The following is a 17,095-nucleotide window of genomic DNA, read 5'->3' as shown; positions in this document are numbered from 1 at the left end:
TTCAGTGGCGGCAGTGTAGCCGTTTTAGCCGCCACTGTCGAACTTTACACCAGGACAACTTTACGCACGATCGTGATATTTTCAGGCGTCCAGCGCGCTGCGGATACCCGAAACGAAGGCCTGCACGGCCGCCGGCGCGCCGCCTTTCGGCGCGTTCTCGATCTCCTGGATGATGCGGCTGCCGATCACCACGGCGTCCGCCACCTCGGCCACTGCCCTGGCGGTGGCGCCGTCGCGGATGCCGAAGCCGACGCCGATCGGCAGCTGCACATGCTTGCGGATGCCTTTCAGGCGCTCGGCCACTTCCACGGTGTCGATATTGCCGGCGCCGGTCACGCCTTTGAGCGACACGTAGTAGCTGAAGCCGCCGCCCACCTTGGCCACCTGGGCGATGCGCTCCTCGGTCGAGGTGGGCGCCAGCAGGAAGATCAGGTCCAGGCCCGCCGCGCGCATCTGCGCGGCGAAGTCCTCGCACTCCTCCGGCGGGTAGTCGACCACGATGGCGCCGTCCGCGCCCGCTTCCAGCGCGGAGGCGATGAAGGCCTGCTGGCCGATGCGTTCGATCGGGTTGGCGTAGCCCATCAGCACCACCGGCGTGGTCTGGTTGGTCTTGCGGAACTCGCGCACATAGGCGAAGCAGTCGCGGATGCCGACGCCGAACACCAGCGCGCGCTCGCAGGCGCGCTGGATCACAGGGCCTTCGGCCATGGGGTCGGAGAACGGCACGCCCAGCTCCAGTACGTCGGCGCCGCCGGCCACCAGCGCGTGCATCAGCGGAACGGTCTGCTCGGGGCCGGGGTCGCCAGCGGTGATGAAGGTGACCAGGGCGGTTTTTTTCTGTTCTTTCAGGGCGGCGAAAGTGGATGCAATACGGGACATATTCAATTCCTTATAAGTAGTGAGCGTGGATGGGGCGAGCCGGCATTACCCGAACTTGAGCCCCATGCGCTCCGCTACCGTATGCATATCCTTGTCACCACGGCCCGACAGGTTGGCCAGCACGATCTTGTCCTTGGGCAGCGTGGCCGCCAGCTTGGCCGCGTAAGCCAGCGCGTGCGACGACTCCAGCGCCGGGATGATGCCCTCGATGTGGCAACAGTCGTGGAAGGCCTGCAGCGCTTCCTCGTCCGTGATCGACACGTACTGCGCGCGCCCGCTGTCCTTCAGGTAGGCGTGCTCCGGCCCCACCCCCGGATAGTCCAGGCCGGCCGACACCGAGTGCGTCTCGATGATCTGGCCGTTGTCGTCCTGCAGCAGATAGGTGCGGTTGCCGTGCAATACGCCCGGGTAGCCCTTGGTCAGCGAGGCCGCGTGCTTGCCGCTGTCCAGCCCCTCGCCCGCCGCCTCCACGCCCACCAGCTGCACCTGCTGCTGGTCGATATACGGGTAGAAGATGCCCATGGCGTTCGAGCCGCCGCCGATGCAGGCCACCACGTAGTCCGGCTGGCGGCCGGTCATTTCCGGCATCTGCACCAGGCATTCCTCGCCGATCACCGACTGGAAGTCGCGCACCAGCATCGGGTACGGGTGCGGGCCGGCCACGGTGCCGATGATGTAGAAGGTGTTTTCGATGTTGGTGACCCAGTCGCGCATGGCTTCGTTGAGCGCGTCCTTCAGGGTCTTGGAACCGGACTCCACCGGCACCACGGTGGCGCCCAGCAGCTTCATGCGGTACACGTTCTGCGCCTGGCGCTTGACGTCCTCGCTGCCCATGTAGACCACGCACTCCAGCCCGAAACGGGCGCAGATGGTGGCCGTGGCCACGCCGTGCTGGCCGGCGCCGGTTTCGGCGATGATGCGCTTCTTGCCCATGCGGCGGGCCAGCAGCGCCTGGCCGATCACGTTGTTGATCTTGTGCGCGCCAGTGTGGTTCAGGTCTTCGCGCTTGAAGTAGATCTGCGCGCCGCCGGCCTGCTCGGACCAGCGCTTGGCGTGGTAGATCGGCGATGGACGGCCGACGAAGTGCTTCAGCTCGTAGCGGAACTCGTCGAGGAAGATGGGGTCTTTGCTGTAGTGCTGGTAGGCGGCGTTCAGCTCGGCCAGCGCGAAGGTCAGCGTTTCGGCGGCGAAGGCGCCGCCGTAGGGGCCGAAATGGCCCTTCGCGTCGGGCAGATGGTAATCGGACGCGTGGAACAGCGAATTAGGGACTTGGTCTTTCATGGTGCGGATCTCTCTCAAAGGTGGCATCGGCCGCACGGACCGCGCGCACGAAGGCGGCGATCTTGTGGGCGTCTTTTATGCCCTTGGACGCTTCGACACCACTGCTGATGTCAACCGCGTAGGGGCGTAGCTGAGCCACCGCGCCAGTCGCGTTGAGTACGCTCAAGCCACCACTCAAAACGGCCCGATGCGCGAGATCTTTTGGAACGAGTGACCAATCGAAAACCTTTCCTGCGCCGCCGTAGGCATCCACCCAGGTATCGAGCAACAGGCCCGAAAACAGCCTGCTGGATGCACGGCATTGTGTTTCGTATTCTAGCAAATCGCCCGGCGTAGTGTCGGGTTTGACGCGAAATACCCGCAAATAGGGGCGGTTTGCCAGTTCGGCGGCGGCCGCGCACTGCTCGGCCGTCTCGTCGCCGTGGAATTGCAGCAGGCCCACCGGGGCGATCCGCACCGTCTCGGCCACCTGCTGCGGCGTGGCGTTGACGAACAGGCCGGTGGCGGTGACGAAGGGCGGCAGGCCCGCGATCAGCTCGGCGGCCCGCCGCGGCGTGACGTAGCGCGGGCTCTTGTCGTAGAACACGAAACCGACAGCGTCGGCGCCGGCGGCCACTGCGGCGGCCACGTCTTCTTCGCGGGTCAGGCCGCAGATCTTGATGCGGGTGCGGTGCATGCGCTTATCCTTTTAAAACCACGGCAGCGGGCGCGCGCTTTCCTGCGGCAGGCCCCACTTGTCGTCGTATTCGATGTCGGCCAGGTACAGGCCATCCGGCATGAAGGTGGGCGCGGCCTTTGACCGGTCCTTCATCGCCAGCAGCCGCCCCAGCCATTCCGGCTCCTCGCGCCCGGCGCCGATGTAGACCAGCGAGCCCACCAGGTTGCGCACCATGTGGTGCAGGAAGGCGCTGGCGCGCAGGGTGAACACGATCAGGTCGCCATGCCGCTCGATGCGGATCTCGTGCATCTGCTTGACCGGGGTCTTGGCCTGGCAGTGCGCGGCGCGGAAAGTGGTGAAGTCGTGCTCGCCGATCAGCGCGGGCACGGCGGCGCGCATGCGCTCCACGTCCAGCGGGCGGTGCGTGAACCCGGCGCGGCCGGCCAGCAGCGGCGAGCGCACCTGGTGGTTGTGCAGCAGGTAGTGGTAGGTGCGGGAACGGGCGCTGAAGCGGGCGTGGAAGTCCTGCGCGGTGTGCAGCGGCGGATTGGCATCCGCTGCGGCGGGGTCGTAGGGCGCCACCTCGTGCAGTTCCTTGGCCCAGCGCACGCCGATCGAGTCCGGCAGGAAGGCATTGATGCCGCGCACCCAGGCGTGCATTTCGCGGTTCAGTTCGGTGTCGAAGTGCACCACCTGGCCCAGCGCGTGCACGCCGGCGTCGGTGCGGCCGGCGCAGGTGGTGGCCAGCGGCACCGTGGCGAAACGTTCGATCGCCTTTTCCAGCTGGTCCTGCACGGTGTTGCCGCAGGGTTGGGTCTGGTAGCCTTGCCAGGCTGTGCCGTCGTACTGGACTCCTAATGCGATGCGTTTCAATTGCTGCTCTGTATGTTGTGTGCCTCGGCGCATTATACCCGCCGGGGCAAGGGGCCGCTGCCCTGCCCCTTAGCCCAGCAAGGCGCGCATGGAGCTGGCGCGGGCCACCTGGTCGTCGCTGCCGCCGCGGATGACTTCATCCAGCAGCTCGCGCGCGCCTTCCTTGTCGCCGATTTCCTGGTAGGCGATCGCCAGGTCCAGCTTGGTGTCCATTTCCATGTGCATGGCCGACATTTCGTCGTCGCCGGCCAGCGGGCTCTTGGCGGCGGCGCTGCCCAGCAGGTCCAGGTCGATGCCGGACAGGTCGAACTCCGGTGCGGCCTGGGCCGACGGCGCGGCAGCGGGCGCCGGGGTGGCGGTGGCGTCGGCCAGGTCGGGAATGTCGAAGTCGTCCATGGACAGCTCGGCACCGGCAGCAGCCGGTGCCGGCGCCGGTGCATCGGGCAGCTTGAAGTCCATCATGTCCAGTTCGGCCAGCGGGTCCGGCTGTACCGGGGCCGGGGTGGGCGCGCTGGCGGAGGCCGGCAGGTCCAGGCCGAAGTCCATGCTGAAATCTGCCGCCTCGGCGTCTGCCGACAGCGCGGCCGGGGTGGCCGTGGCGTCGTTCTGTGCCGCTGCCGGTGCCGGGGCCGGTTCGGCCTTGGCCGGCGGCTCGAGGTCGAAGGCGAAGTCGAATGGCTCGGCGGCGGCCGACTCGGCCTTCCGCTCCAGCGCCTCGGCCACGATGGCCGGCTCTTCCGTCGGCGCCGGCATTTCGATGGCCGGTGCGGCGGCGGCGACCGGCTCGAAGCTCAGGCCGCCCAGGTCGAAGTCCAGGAAATGGTCGGCGTCGGCGGCCGCAGCCACCGAGGCCGGGGTCGGCGCCGTGGTGGCGGCCGGCTCGTCGAAAGACGGCAGCGCGGTGGCGTCGCGGTCCAGGTCGAAGTCCATCAGGTTCGATTCGGCGACCGGCTCCGGCGCGGCAGGAGCTGCCGGGGCGGGGGTGGCGTCCAGGCTCAGATCCAGGTCCAGGCCGCTGAAATCGGCGGCAGACGGCGCTTGCGTGGCGGGCGCCGGCGGCGGCTCGGCGAACATGCTGGCGAAGTCGTCGGCCGTCGGCTCGCTGGCGGCCGCGCCGGCAGCGGCAAAGCCTGCGGCGGCGCCTGCCACGGCAGCGCCGGCGCCAACGCCGGCACTGCCGCCGGTCGCATTGGCGTACAGCGGATTATGCGGATCGATGGCCTGGCCCAGCAGCGCCGCCTGCGCCCACTCTTCGCCCTCGCCCTTGGTCATGGCATACAGCTCGCTGGCCTGCATTTCGAAGGAGCGCGCGTCCTTGCGGTTGGCGTAGATCTCCAGCAGCTTCAGGCGCACCGGGTGGCGTTCCGGGTGGGTGCGCAGCGCTTCCTTCAGGATTTCCTCGGCCTGCGCGTCGCGGCCGTAGGCGATGTACACGTCCGCCTCGGCCACCGGATCGACTTCATTGGTGTCGAGCTGGCTGGCCGACGGGGCGAAGTTGGAGTTGAACACGCTGTTGTTGGTGTCCACGCTCTGGCCGCCGGTTTCGGCGATCAAAGGCTGGGCTTGCGCGCCGGGATCGCCCAGCACGCTGATTTCCGGCTTGCTCAGCACGGTGGCCTGCTCCTGCTTGCGGCGACGCGCCAGGATATAGCCGGCGCCGGCCAGCAAGGCGGCCAGGGCGATGCCGATGGCCTGGATGTTGTCCATGATGATGTCCATCACGCCCGGCTCGGCAATCGGCGGCGGCGCCACGGGCACTTTCGGCTTGGGCGCCGGAGCAAGCGGCGCGGCAGCAAGCGGCGCCGGCGCGGGGGCCGAGGCTGCCGGAGCGGCCGGCGTGGCGGCCGCTTGCTGCTTCTCGGCCATGGCCTTGCTCTTCACCGCCATCAGCTTTTCCAGGTCGGCGACGTTCTTTTCCAGTTCCTTGACGCGGGCATTGGCTTCGGCCACCTGCTTTTCGCGGGCGATCTTGTCTTCCTCGCCCGCCATCGCGGTCTTGCCTTCCGCTGGCGCGCCGGTGGCCTTGGACAGCTTCAGCTGGTCTTTCGATTCGGTGACGGCGGTGGGGCGCTCCTCCACTTTCGCGGTGATCTTGCCGGCCGCGCTCTGGCTGGTTTCCGGCGCCTTGGCCGGCGTGCTGGCCGACACCTGGCCCGCCAGCTTGGCGCGGTAGGCGTTGAAGTCGGCCGCGTGGGCCACCACCACGCCGTGCGCTTCGCCCTGATCGGCGCCGCCCTTGATGGCGTCCGAATCCGGCACCGCCAGGATCTGGCCCGACTTCAGGCGGTTCATATTGTTGCCGATGAAGGCTTCCGGATTGGCGCGGTACAACGCCACCAGCATCATGTCCAGCGACACGTCGGCAGGCTTCAGGCGCGAGGCGATGCGGCCCAGCGTGTCGCCCTGCTTGACGCGGTATTCCTTCTCGCCCTCGGCGGACGGCTCGCGCGGGGCCGGGGCCGGGGCGGCGCGCGGCGCCGGGGCTTGCGCCTGGGCTTGGGCGCGCGCCGCTGCCGCCAGGGCGGCCGGCGACGGGGTGGCGGCGCCGGCCTGCGCGGCGGCGCGGCCCGGCACGTCGACCGGGGCGGCCACCTGCGCCGGCTGGGTGCTGCGCAGCTCGGCCGGGTCCAGCAGGAAGGTGTATTCGCGCACCAGGCGCCCGCCGGTCCAGCTCAGCTCGAGCAGCATGTCGACGAAGGGCTCGTTGACCGGCTGGGTGGAGCTGACGCGGATGAACTGGCGGCCGTTGCGCTGGTCCACTTCAAAGCGCAGCGACAGCAGCGCCGGGTTGAACTCGATATTGGCGAGGCGGAAGGCGTCCGCCGGGGCCAGCTTGGCGGCCAGGCCGGCAGCCTCCTCCGGAGTGACGGCGGTCAGTTCGATCTCGGCGCGCAGCGGCTGGCCCAGCGACGACAGCACGGTCAGCTTGCCCAGCCCGGCTGCGTTGGCTGCCGGGGACAGCAGCACTGCACAGGCAATAGCGCTGGCGAGTGTTTTCAACGCGAACGTAACGGTCTTGGGGGGGCGATTTACATGCATAGTGTCGTGGGCGTCTGTGGTGAGCGGAAAAGTTGCTTTCCGAGATATACCAACATATCACCATGGACAACAGCATGCAAGCTTTGCCGCTGCTTCTGTCACCTCTGTGCTGAATTCAAAGTTTGATGCTTAAAAAAAAGGCCGATTTCCCTATGAAATCGGCCTTTTGCACGGCTGCTTACAGCTTACTTGTCGAGCACGATGCGCAGCATGCGGCGCAGCGGTTCGGCCGCGCCCCACAGCAGCTGGTCGCCCACGGTGAAGGCCGACAGGTACTCGCCGCCCATGCTCATCTTGCGCACGCGGCCGACCGGGATGGTCAGGCTGCCGGTGACGGCGGCCGGCGACAGGTCGCGCACCGACGCTTCGCGCGTGTTCGGCACGAACTTCACCCACTGGTTGTCGCCGGCGATGATGTCGTTTACTTCATCCAGCGGCACGTCCTTCTTCAGCTTGATGGTCAGCGCCTGCGAGTGGCAACGCATGGCGCCGATGCGCACACACAGGCCATCGACCGGGATCGGGGCGCTGCCGAAGTCCAGGCCGCGGCCCAGGATCTTGTTGGTCTCGGCGCCGCCCTTCCACTCTTCCTTCGACTGGCCGTTGCCCAGGTCCTTGTCGATCCACGGGATCAGGTTGCCGGCCAGCGGGGCGCCGAACTGCTTGATCTCGTCGGCCGAATAGCCGTGCTGGGTGGCCAGCACCTGGCGGTCGATTTCCAGGATCGCCGAGGCCGGGTTGTCCAGCAGCGGACGCACGGCGGCGTTGATGGTGCCGAACTGGGTCAGCAGTTCGCGCATGTGCTGCGCGCCGCCGCCCGATGCCGCCTGGTAGGTCATGGAGGTCATCCATTCCACCAGGTCGTGCTTGAACAGGCCGCCCAGGCCCATCAGCATGCAGGACACGGTGCAGTTGCCGCCGACGAAGTTCTTCACGCCCTTGGCCATCGCGTCCTTGATGACGTTCAGGTTGACCGGGTCCAGCACGATGACGGCGTCTTTTTCCATGCGCAGCGTGGAGGCCGCGTCGATCCAGTAGCCGTTCCAGCCGGCCGCGCGCAGTTTCGGGAACACTTCCGAGGTGTAGTCGCCGCCCTGGCAGGAGATGATGATCTCGCAGCGCTTCAGTTCGTCGATATTGGTGGCGTCCTTCAGCACGGTTTCATTCTTCGCCATCGCCGGCGCTTTGCCGCCGGTGTTCGAAGTGGTGAAAAACACCGGCTCGATGTGGGCGAAATCGCCCTCTTCCTGCATGCGCTGCATCAGGACCGAACCGACCATGCCGCGCCAACCTACCAGACCTACGAGTTTCATTTTGCTATCCCTTGAGTTTTATTGTGCCAGCGCTGCAACCACTGCATCGCCCATTTGTTCCGTGCCGACCTTCGTGGTGCCGGCTTCATAGATGTCCACGGTGCGCAAGCCTTGCGACAGCACCTTCTTGACGGCGCTCTCGATGCGGTCCGCCTGCCCGGGGCGGTTCAGCGAGAAGCGCAGCATCATGGCTGCGGACAGAATGGTCGCCAGCGGATTGGCGATGCCTTTGCCTGCGATGTCCGGCGCGGAACCATGCGACGGCTCGTACAGGCCCTTGTTGTTGGCGTCCAGCGAGGCCGACGGCAGCATGCCGATCGAGCCGGTCAGCATGGCGGCCGCGTCCGACAGGATGTCGCCGAACATATTGCCGGTGACGATGACGTCGAACTTCTTCGGCGCGCGCACCAGCTGCATGGCGGCGTTGTCGACGTACATGTGCTCCAGCGCCACGTCCGGGTATTCCTTGTGGACGTCGATGACGATGTCTTTCCAGAACTGGAAGGTTTCCAGCACGTTGGCCTTGTCCACGCTGGTCAGGCGCTTGCCGCGCTTTTGCGCGGCCTGGAAGGCCACGTGGGCGATGCGGCGGATTTCGCCTTCGGCGTAACGCATGGTGTCGAAGCCTTCGCGCTGGCCCTTGAAGGGGCCGTCCGGGCACTCGCGCACGCCGCGCGGCTGGCCGAAGTAGATGTCGCCGGTCAGTTCGCGGATGATCAGGATGTCCAGTCCGGACACCACTTCAGGCTTGAGCGTGGAGGCGCCGGCCAGCTCGGGGTACAGGATGGCGGGACGCAGGTTGGCGAACAGGCCGAGGTTCTTGCGCAGGCCGAGGATGGCCTGCTCCGGGCGCAGCGCGCGTTCCAGGCCGTCGTACTGGTAGTCGCCGACGGCGCCGAACAGCACCGCGTCGGCCGCCTTGGCCAGCGCCAGCGTGCCTTCGGGCAGCGGGTGGCCGTGCGCGGCGTAGCCGGCGCCGCCGACCGGGGCGGTTTCCAGTTCGAACTTCTCGTCCAGCACATTCAGTACCTTGACTGCCTGCGCCACGATTTCCGGGCCGATGCCGTCGCCCGGGAGGATTGCAATTTTCATGGTGGGTTCTTAAATGACGTTGGCCAGCCAGGGCTGGTTCGCCAGATGACGCTCTTCGAAGGCGCGGATCTCGTCTGCGTGGCGCAGCGTCAGGCCGATATCGTCAAGTCCGTTCATCAGGCAGTATTTGCGGAAGGCGTCGATCTCGAAGGGGTAGGAGACGCTGCCGTTGCTGGTGGAAATACGCTGCTGTTCAAGATCCACCACCAGGCGATAACCGGGGAAGGCCTTGACTTCATTGAACAGATGATCGATCTGTTGCTCGCTCAATACGATGGGCAGCAAGCCGCTTTTGTAGCTATTGTTGAAAAAGATGTCGGCGAAGCTGGGCGCGATAATGGCGCGGAAGCCGTACTGGTCCAGCGCCCACGGCGCGTGCTCGCGCGAGGAACCGCAGCCGAAGTTCTTGCGCGCCAGCAGGATGGAGGCGCCCTGGTAACGCGGCTGGTTCAGCACGAAGTCCGGGTTCAGCGGACGCTTGCTGTTGTCCATGCCGGGTTCGCCGTGGTCCAGGTAGCGCCACTCGTCGAACAGGTTGGGGCCGAAGCCGGTGCGGTGGATGGACTTCAGGAATTGCTTCGGGATGATGGCGTCGGTGTCGACGTTGGCGCGGTCAAGCGGCGCCACCAGTCCTTCGTAGATCGTAAATTTTTCCATGATGTTTTTCTGCGATGTGCAGTCCGGCCCGGGGCCGGGTGCATAGCTGTTATTTCCCGCCGGCGCCGGTCACGACCTGGCCGACCTTTTGTACGTCCCTGCCGATGCCGGATATGGTGTTGCAGCCGGTCAGGACGAGGGTGGCGATAATCAGGGTGGTCAGCGTTTTCATGGTGGGATACTCTTAGTTTCGGTTAAATGATCAGTGTACTTTGCGCACGTCGACGAAGTGGCCGGCGATGCCGGCTGCCGCCGCCATGGCGGGCGACACCAGGTGGGTGCGTCCGCCCTGGCCCTGGCGGCCTTCGAAGTTGCGGTTGGAGGTCGAGGCGCAGCGCTCGCCCGGTTCCAGGCGGTCGGCGTTCATGGCCAGGCACATGGAGCAGCCCGGCTCGCGCCATTCGAAGCCGGCGTCGCGGAAGATGCGGTCCAGGCCTTCGCGTTCGGCTTGTTCCTTCACCAAGCCGGAACCCGGCACCACCAGCGCCAGCTTGACGTTGGAGGCGCGCTGCTTGCCGCGCACCACGGCGGCCGCCGCGCGCAGGTCCTCGATGCGGGAATTGGTGCAGGAGCCGATGAAGACCTTGTCGATGCGGATGTCCTCGATGGCCGTGTTCGGCTTGAGGTTCATGTACACCAGGGCTTTTTCCATGGCGTCGCGCTTGACCGGGTCTTTCTCGAGGTCCGGGTCCGGCACGCGGCCGTCCACGGAAATGACTTGCTCGGGCGAGGTGCCCCAGGTGACCTGCGGCTTGATCTCGGCCGCGTTCAGCGTGACCACCAGGTCGAATTTCGCGCCGGCGTCCGAATGCAGGGTGCGCCAGTATTCCACCGCGCGGTCCCAGTGCGGGCCCACCGGCGAGAACGGGCGGCCCTTGACGTAGTTGATGGTGGTGTCGTCGACGGCGACCATGCCGGCGCGCGCGCCGGCCTCGATCGCCATGTTACAGACCGTCATGCGGCCTTCCATCGACAGCGCGCGGATGGTCGAGCCGCCGAACTCGATGGCGTAGCCGTTGCCGCCGGCGGTGCCGATCTTGCCGATGATGGCCAGCACGATGTCCTTGGAGGTCACGCCGGCCGGCAGCGCGCCGTCCACCTGCACCAGCATGGCCTTCGATTTCTTCTGCAGCAGGGTCTGGGTGGCCAGCACGTGCTCCACTTCCGAGGTGCCGATGCCGTGCGCCAGCGCGCCGAAGGCGCCGTGGGTGGAGGTGTGCGAGTCGCCGCAGACCACCGTCATGCCCGGCAGGGTGGCGCCCTGCTCCGGCCCGATCACGTGCACGATGCCCTGGCGCTTGTCGTTCATGTTGAAGTAGGTCATGCCGACCGACTTGGTGTTGGCGTCCAGCGTTTCGACCTGCAGCCGCGAGGTCGGGTCGGCGATGCCGTGCGAGCGGTCGGTGGTCGGCACGTTGTGGTCTGCCACGGCCAGGTTGGCGGAAATGCGCCACGGCTGGCGGTTGGCGGCGCGCAGGCCGTCGAACGCCTGCGGGCTGGTTACTTCGTGCACCAGGTGGCGGTCGATATAAAGAATGGACGTACCGTCGTTTTCGGTGCGCACCACATGGGATTCCCAGAGTTTGTCGTAAAGCGTCTTCATGATTGCTGCTACTGCCCGTGTGAGAATTTCACTTTGATTATGCCATATTTGTGCAATGCAAAACCAAGCCCGTCTGTCCGCCTCGTGAGCCGATGCGGCTTAGGGTTCCGATCCACCTGTTATGACGCCCTTTGAAAAAAAAGCCTGCGGATCTCGCAGGCTTTTGTGTTTTCTTGCTGCCGGCGGGTTTCAAGCCGCCATGCGCACACTACCCCTGCATCCGTCCATCAGGAACGATAGGCCTACCACTAGCACCAGTTCGCCCTCGGCGGAACGCGCGGTGCCGGTAATGCCTTCGACCGAAATCGCCGTCATCGGCTTGATCACCAGGTCGGCCGTGCCGTCGACCGCTTCCACGGCCAGGATGTATGGCTGCGGCGCGTTGACCACGATGCCGACACGTTCCGACGCGGGCGCGTAGCCCAGCGCGCCGGCCAGCGTGCGCACCGGCAGCGGACGGCCCTGGTCCTTCAGCACCGGCGCGCCGCCCACTTCCATGAACTCCTCCGGCAGTTCGACCACGCGCTGCACCACGGCCATCGGCAGCGCCAGCAGCGCGCCCGAGGTCGAGACCAGCATGGTCGGCACGATCGACAGCTCGATCGGCAGGCGGATGGCGAACTTGGTGCCCTTGCCCAGCGTCGAGTCGATGTGGATGGCGCCGCGGTTCTTTTCCACGGCGGTTTTCACCACGTCCATGCCGACGCCGCGGCCGGACACGCTGGAGGCCACTTCCTTGGTCGAAAAGCCCGGCAGGAACACCAGCTGGTACGATTCGTCGTCCGTCATGTTAGCAGATGGCGAGATCAGGCCCTTTTCCGCCGCTTTTTTGCGCAGCGCGATCGGGTCCATGCCCTTGCCGTCGTCCTGCAGCACGATCATGACGCTGTTCGCTTCCTGCCACGCTTTGAGCGAGATGTAGGCCTTGGCCGGCTTGCCGGCGGCCACGCGCACGTCCGGCGACTCCACGCCGTGGTCGAGCGCGTTGCGCAGCATGTGCACCAGCGGATCGTACAGGCTGTCGACCACCACGCGGTCGACTTCGGTCTCCGCGCCTTCGATGGTCAGCTCGACTTCCTTGCCCAGGTCTTTCGCCAGCTCGCGCACCAGGCGCGGGAACTTCTGGAACAGGCGGCCCACCGGCTGCATGCGGGTGGCCAGCGTGGCGCGCTGCAGTTCGCTGGAGTAGCGCGAGGCGCGCTCCAGCGTTTCGGTCAGCGCCGACATCAGGCTGGCGGCCTGGCCTTCGAATTTGAATTGCTGCAGGCGTTCCAGCAGCACGGCGGCCTGGTTGGCGGCCTGCACCGACTCTCCCGCCACTTCCAGCAGCGCGTCCAGCTTGACCGCGTCGATACGGATGCTTTCTTCCTTGGCCGGCGCGGCGTGCGCCTTGTCGTCGCGTTCCGGACGGGCGCGCGGGGCTGCGGCGGGCGCGGCCTCGGCGTGCACCTCGGCCAGCGCGGCGGGCGGCGTGCCGCCGGCGGCCACGATGGCTGCGGCCACGCCTTCCGAGACGGCCGGGGCCGCGGCAGGCGCCGGGGCGCTGCGCGTGTAAGTACCTTCCGGCACCACGGCGATGTACATGCCTTCCCAGTCCAGGCCGTCCGCCGAAGCGGCGCCGGCCGGCGCGGCGGCGGCAGCCGGCGCGGCAGCCGCAGCAGGGGCAGCCGCAGGCGCGGCGGCGGCAGGCTTGGCCGGTGCGGCGGCCTTGCCTTCGATGGCGTCCTTCAGGATCGCTTCCAGCTCGGCCGGCATGGCCGGCAGGTCTTCGGCCGCGCCGCCGTTGTTCAGTTCGGTGAGCTGGTCGGCCACGAAGCCGGACGCCATCAGCGCCGCCTCGATCGCGATCGGCGTCACCGGCGCGGCGCCGGTGCGCAGCGCGTCGAACAGGTTCTCCGTCAGGTGGCAAGCCGACACCAGCGCGCCCAGGCTCATGAAGCCGGCGCCGCCCTTGATGGTGTGGAAGGCACGGAAGACGGCGTTCAGCGTTTCCTTGTTTTCCGGGTCGCGTTCGAGGCGCAGCAGGTTTTCTTCAACATTTACAGCCAGGTCCATCGCCTCGACGACGAACTCCTTGAGCATATCGTCCATTAGAATCCCAGATCGGCAAGCAGATCATCGACACTGTCCTGGTTCAGCGCCACCGCCGGGGCGGATGGGCCGGACATCAGCGACACCTCTTTCTGCGCAATCTTCTCGCGCACTTCGGTCGGGGCGTTGTCTTTCAACAGCTGCGCCAGTTCGGACTCGACCGTCTTGGTGATGCCGACCACTTTCTTGATCAGCTGGCCGGTGATGTCCTGGAAGTCCTGCGCCATCATGATTTCCAGCAGGCGGGCTTTTTCCGCCTCGGTGGCGGCCGACACCGCTTGCGCGAAGGCGCGCGAATCGCCGGCCAGGGTCTTGAATTCGTCCAGGCTGAGCTTGCCGGCGAACAGCGCGGCCCAGCGGTCTTCCATTTCCCTGGACTGCTTGGACAGCACGTCCTGGGCCGGCATGCCGTCGTCCAGCGTGTTGAGCACCTTGTTGGCGGCCTGTTCGGTCAGGGTGGCGACGTACTCCAGGCGGTCCTGGGCGTCGCCGATCTGGGCCGACGCCTCGGTCAGCGCCTTGTCGTAGCCCAGTTCGCGCAGCGAATCGTGCAGCAGGCGCACGATGCCGCCCAGGCGTTCGAACATCGGGTTGTCGCCGTGGTCGACGGCGGCTGCGGGCTCGGCGGCCGGCGCAGTTGCCGCCGGAGCGGCCGGCGCGGCGGCGGCGGCCGGGGCCGGGCGGGCGGCGGAGACTTCGTCGAACAGGCTCTCCAGGTCGTCCTCGGCCGAGGCGGCTGGAGCGGAGCTTGCGGGTGGGGTTGCAGTTGCAGGTGCCGGTTCTGTAGCGCGTTGCGCGGACACTTCATCAAATAGTGCGTCGAAATCATCAGCGGCGTTGGTCATATCCCTGCTTCTCCATAATTTGTCAAATTGCTGCTTGCTGCGCGCCGCGGCATCCCTTGTGATGACGCCCGGCAATATTCAAACCGCTTACGCGAGTGTAGCAGGGCGCCGCCCGGTTGTTCAATCACCGGCTCGGCAAAGGCGTGTGCCCTGTCCTGCGGCATGGCGAAAACGAAGTTTACTGTTGTATTTGCAGATACTAACATCGCCAGGGCATGCACGGATATGCCCCAGAGGAACAAAAACCACCCAGCAGGGAAAAAAAACCGCGTCCAGGACAGTCCTCGGTTTTTTCCGACCGTCCGCGAGTTCCTTGATAAATATCAAGTCTTTCCATCCTAATAATGGACGGAATCGGGGCTACAATGAAGTATGGGCACCGTGTAGCGATGCGGATTTCACAGAAAAGGAGCTGCATATGTACCGCAAAATCCTGATTACCACCGATGGTTCGGCCGTCTCCAAGATGACGGCCTGCGCCGGCGTGTCGTTCGCCCAGCAGATGGGCGCCGAAGTGCTGGCCCTGTTCGTGGCGCCGGAATACCAATATCCGATCTACGTTGAAATCATTCCCCCCAGCTATCCCAGCGAAGAGGAATACCGCGCCGCCATGCAGCGCGCCGGCGCCGAGCACGTGCTGCCCATCCTGGAGTCCTGCCGCAAGAAGGGCGTGGAGTGCCAGGGCATGACGGCCTTTGCCGAAAGCACGGCGCTCAAGATCGTCGACGTGGCACAGCAGCAGGGCTGCGACCTGATCTTCATGGGCTCGCACGGCCGCAGCGGCTGGGGCCAGCTGCTGCTGGGCAGCGTCACCAACAAGGTGCTGTCGCATTCCAAGCTGCCGGTGCTGGTGCACCGCCTGCTGAAAGAACCGCTGCCCGACTAATCCCGCCTGCGGGTGGCGCCTCTGCGCCACCCTTGTTTATCCATCATCACGCATCGACACCACCGCAATCCATGATCAGAATTGTCATTGCCGACGACCACACCATTATGCGCGAGGGACTCAAGCGCATCCTCGACGGAGCACCCGACATCGACATCGTAGGCGAAGCCATCGACGGCTTCGATGTGCTGAACCACATCCGGCAAGGCGGCTTCGACCTGCTGCTGCTGGACTTGTCGATGCCGGGCCGCAGCGGCGTCGAGCTGATCCGCCAGATCAAGAGCGAGGCGCCCAAGCTGGCCATCCTCATCCTCACCATGCACGAGGAGGAACAGTACGCGGTGCGCGCCATCCGCGCCGGCGCGCAGGGCTACCTGACCAAGGAAAGCGCCGGCACCCAGCTGGTGGGCGCGATCCGCCGCGTGGCCGCCGGCCGCCCCTACATCAGCACCGAAGTGGCCGAGCAATTGGCCCTGAACATCATGATGCCGAACGAGAGCCTGTTGCATAAACAGCTGTCGGACCGCGAATTCGAGGTCTTTTCGCTCTTGGTGGCCGGCAAATCCATCACGGAAATCGCCAATGGCTTGCATTTGAGTGTAAAGACGGTCAGCACCCACAAGACCCGCATCATGCAGAAGATGGGCATGAATTCCCTCTCGGAGATGGTGCAGTACGCAGTGGCCCACCGCCTGCTATCCCCCTTCAAGACGTAGGATTAGTCCTACGGCTGGGCGCTTACTCCTACGCCCACAATCAGCCTCGGCTGATATCAATGGCAAGACCATGTTGGCATACTGAAATCACACGTTAGAAGTTGCCAGATGGTCATAACTGCTACAAGGAGAAAAGCATGCAGTCTACGCAAATCACTGAATTCCGCCCCGGCGCGCCGGCGGTGCCTCCGTCCGGCCTGGAAGCCGGACGTCAGCGCCAGGGCCGGCTGTGGTCGAATCTGAAGGAAGTCTGCGAGCTGCTGCATATCCCTCCAGTCAACATCGCCCACTCGGAAGAGCTGCTGTTCCAGCACGTGCAGTTCAAGACCGGCCAGCGCATCCACACCATCGGCCAGCCGTTCGACATGCTGTACATCGTCAATTCCGGTTTCCTGAAAACCGTGCTGATCGACGAGTTCGGCAACGAGCAGGTGCTGAGCTTTCCGATGAAGGGCGACATGATGGGCGTGGACGGCATCCACACCCGCCACTACTCGTCCGAAGCGGTGGCGCTGTCGGACTGCGACCTGATCCTGCTGCCGTTCCGCAAGCTGGCGGCCCTGGGCCGGGTCCACATCGAACTGGAAAACATGATGTACGGCGTGATGAGCCGGGAACTGGTGCGCGAGCAAGCCATGATCGGCATGCTGGGCGCGCTCAGCGCCGAGGCCCGCGTGGCGCGCTTCCTGGTGGCGCTGTCGGACCGCTTCGCGCAAATGGGCTATTCCAGCAAGCTGTTCAACCTGCGCATGACGCGCCACGAAATCGGCAGCTACCTGGGCCTGACGCTGGAAACGGTGAGCCGCACGCTGTCGGCCTTCAACGAGGTCGGCCTGATCAGCGTGGACCAGCGCACCATCGGCATCAAGGACCCGGAGGCGCTGAAAAACCTGCGCCGCCTGCCGCCGTCGCGCGCGCGCGGCCGCCAGCCGGGCGCAGCCCGCGCCAAGCCGGCGGCAGCGGCCGCCACGGCCGCCGCCATCGCCACCGCCGCGCCCATCCTGGCGCCGAACGCACCCGCCCCGGCCCAGCCGGCGCCGGCCAGCCAGCCGCTGTACGCCGCCGTTTAGCGTTTTTCCCCGGTTTTACCCCAGTTTGGCCCGTCCCCCGGCGGGCCTTTTTTCATGCCCGCGCTCCATGTAAATTGTTCTTGCAAATAAAG

The 17,095-nt window shown here is 65.9% G+C and carries 15 protein-coding genes; 3 read left to right on the top strand and 12 right to left on the bottom strand.

Going from position 1 to position 17,095, the window contains the following annotated elements:
- Positions 1 to 81: 81 nt before the first annotated feature.
- From trpA to AC56DV_RS18590, 12 genes are all read right to left on the bottom strand, one after another.
- On the bottom strand, positions 82 to 879 hold the full coding sequence (gene trpA / locus AC56DV_RS18645) for a tryptophan synthase subunit alpha (protein ID WP_496315741.1): 798 nt from the start codon (positions 877 to 879) through the stop codon (positions 82 to 84).
- A 45-nt stretch (positions 880 to 924) separates the two neighbouring features.
- Positions 925 to 2,160, bottom strand: a complete 1,236-nt coding sequence (gene trpB, locus AC56DV_RS18640; protein WP_496315740.1) for a tryptophan synthase subunit beta — start codon at positions 2,158 to 2,160, stop codon at positions 925 to 927.
- Entirely contained in the window at positions 2,141 to 2,836 is a 696-nt protein-coding gene (locus tag AC56DV_RS18635; RefSeq protein WP_496315739.1) for a phosphoribosylanthranilate isomerase, read from the bottom strand. Before AC56DV_RS18635 ends, trpB begins: the two co-directional genes overlap by 20 nt.
- A 12-nt stretch (positions 2,837 to 2,848) precedes the next feature.
- Entirely contained in the window at positions 2,849 to 3,691 is an 843-nt protein-coding gene (locus AC56DV_RS18630) for a tRNA pseudouridine synthase A (protein WP_496315738.1), read from the bottom strand.
- A gap of 69 nt (positions 3,692 to 3,760) precedes the next feature.
- A complete protein-coding gene (locus AC56DV_RS18625) occupies positions 3,761 to 6,658 on the bottom strand; it encodes a motility hub landmark protein FimV (protein WP_496315737.1) in 2,898 nt (965 codons plus the stop codon).
- Between the two features lie 257 nt (positions 6,659 to 6,915).
- Positions 6,916 to 8,043 carry an aspartate-semialdehyde dehydrogenase gene (gene asd, locus AC56DV_RS18620; RefSeq protein WP_496315736.1) on the bottom strand — a complete coding sequence of 376 codons (1,128 nt, stop codon included), beginning with the start codon at positions 8,041 to 8,043 and terminating at the stop codon, positions 6,916 to 6,918.
- Positions 8,044 to 8,061: 18 nt separating this feature from the next.
- Entirely contained in the window at positions 8,062 to 9,135 is a 1,074-nt protein-coding gene (leuB, locus tag AC56DV_RS18615; protein ID WP_496315735.1) for a 3-isopropylmalate dehydrogenase, read from the bottom strand.
- 9 nt (positions 9,136 to 9,144) lie between these two features.
- Positions 9,145 to 9,792 (bottom strand): 3-isopropylmalate dehydratase small subunit, encoded by a 648-nt coding sequence (gene leuD / locus AC56DV_RS18610; protein WP_496315734.1) that lies wholly within the window; start codon positions 9,790 to 9,792, stop codon positions 9,145 to 9,147.
- 49 nt (positions 9,793 to 9,841) lie between these two features.
- On the bottom strand, positions 9,842 to 9,964 hold the full coding sequence (locus AC56DV_RS18605; RefSeq protein ID WP_496315733.1) for a hypothetical protein: 123 nt from the start codon (positions 9,962 to 9,964) through the stop codon (positions 9,842 to 9,844).
- 30 nt (positions 9,965 to 9,994) lie between these two features.
- Positions 9,995 to 11,398: a 3-isopropylmalate dehydratase large subunit gene (leuC, locus tag AC56DV_RS18600; protein WP_496316422.1), complete on the bottom strand. Its 1,404-nt coding sequence runs from the start codon at positions 11,396 to 11,398 to the stop codon at positions 9,995 to 9,997.
- 186 nt (positions 11,399 to 11,584) lie between these two features.
- The gene (locus tag AC56DV_RS18595) at positions 11,585 to 13,486 is read right to left on the bottom strand and encodes a chemotaxis protein CheA (RefSeq protein WP_496315732.1); all 1,902 of its coding nucleotides are present in this window, start codon (positions 13,484 to 13,486) and stop codon (positions 11,585 to 11,587) included.
- Entirely contained in the window at positions 13,486 to 14,331 is an 846-nt protein-coding gene (locus AC56DV_RS18590; protein WP_496315731.1) for a protein phosphatase CheZ, read from the bottom strand. The genes AC56DV_RS18595 and AC56DV_RS18590 overlap by 1 nt, the downstream gene beginning before the upstream one ends.
- A gap of 418 nt (positions 14,332 to 14,749) precedes the next feature.
- Between AC56DV_RS18590 and AC56DV_RS18585 the strand changes: the two genes are divergently transcribed.
- The 3 genes from AC56DV_RS18585 to AC56DV_RS18575 all read left to right on the top strand — a co-directional run bounded on the left by AC56DV_RS18585 (position 14,750) and on the right by AC56DV_RS18575 (position 17,003).
- On the top strand, positions 14,750 to 15,217 hold the full coding sequence (locus AC56DV_RS18585) for a universal stress protein (RefSeq protein WP_496315730.1): 468 nt from the start codon (positions 14,750 to 14,752) through the stop codon (positions 15,215 to 15,217).
- A gap of 71 nt (positions 15,218 to 15,288) precedes the next feature.
- Entirely contained in the window at positions 15,289 to 15,933 is a 645-nt protein-coding gene (locus AC56DV_RS18580; RefSeq protein WP_496315729.1) for a response regulator, read from the top strand.
- Positions 15,934 to 16,070: 137 nt separating this feature from the next.
- Positions 16,071 to 17,003, top strand: coding sequence for a Crp/Fnr family transcriptional regulator (locus tag AC56DV_RS18575; protein WP_496315728.1), 933 nt, complete (start codon positions 16,071 to 16,073; stop codon positions 17,001 to 17,003).
- Positions 17,004 to 17,095: the final 92 nt, after the last annotated feature.

The organism is Massilia sp. BGA-UO-ETr-WB1, assembly GCF_059567845.1.
This window is presented reverse-complemented; position numbering and strand designations above follow the sequence as displayed.

What these genes read in the sequence shown, in the direction of transcription:
- trpA (WP_496315741.1), bottom strand. Translation starts at nt 879, where the DNA reads ATGTCCCGTATTGCATCCACTTTCGCCGCCCTGAAAGAACAGAAAAAA.
- trpB (WP_496315740.1), bottom strand. Translation starts at nt 2,160, where the DNA reads ATGAAAGACCAAGTCCCTAATTCGCTGTTCCACGCGTCCGATTACCAT.
- AC56DV_RS18635 (WP_496315739.1), bottom strand. Translation starts at nt 2,836, where the DNA reads ATGCACCGCACCCGCATCAAGATCTGCGGCCTGACCCGCGAAGAAGAC.
- asd (WP_496315736.1), bottom strand. Translation starts at nt 8,043, where the DNA reads ATGAAACTCGTAGGTCTGGTAGGTTGGCGCGGCATGGTCGGTTCGGTC.
- leuB (WP_496315735.1), bottom strand. Translation starts at nt 9,135, where the DNA reads ATGAAAATTGCAATCCTCCCGGGCGACGGCATCGGCCCGGAAATCGTG.
- leuD (WP_496315734.1), bottom strand. Translation starts at nt 9,792, where the DNA reads ATGGAAAAATTTACGATCTACGAAGGACTGGTGGCGCCGCTTGACCGC.
- AC56DV_RS18605 (WP_496315733.1), bottom strand. Translation starts at nt 9,964, where the DNA reads ATGAAAACGCTGACCACCCTGATTATCGCCACCCTCGTCCTGACCGGC.
- AC56DV_RS18595 (WP_496315732.1), bottom strand. Translation starts at nt 13,486, where the DNA reads ATGGACGATATGCTCAAGGAGTTCGTCGTCGAGGCGATGGACCTGGCT.
- AC56DV_RS18590 (WP_496315731.1), bottom strand. Translation starts at nt 14,331, where the DNA reads ATGACCAACGCCGCTGATGATTTCGACGCACTATTTGATGAAGTGTCC.
- AC56DV_RS18585 (WP_496315730.1), top strand. Translation starts at nt 14,750, where the DNA reads ATGTACCGCAAAATCCTGATTACCACCGATGGTTCGGCCGTCTCCAAG.
- AC56DV_RS18580 (WP_496315729.1), top strand. Translation starts at nt 15,289, where the DNA reads ATGATCAGAATTGTCATTGCCGACGACCACACCATTATGCGCGAGGGA.
- AC56DV_RS18575 (WP_496315728.1), top strand. Translation starts at nt 16,071, where the DNA reads ATGCAGTCTACGCAAATCACTGAATTCCGCCCCGGCGCGCCGGCGGTG.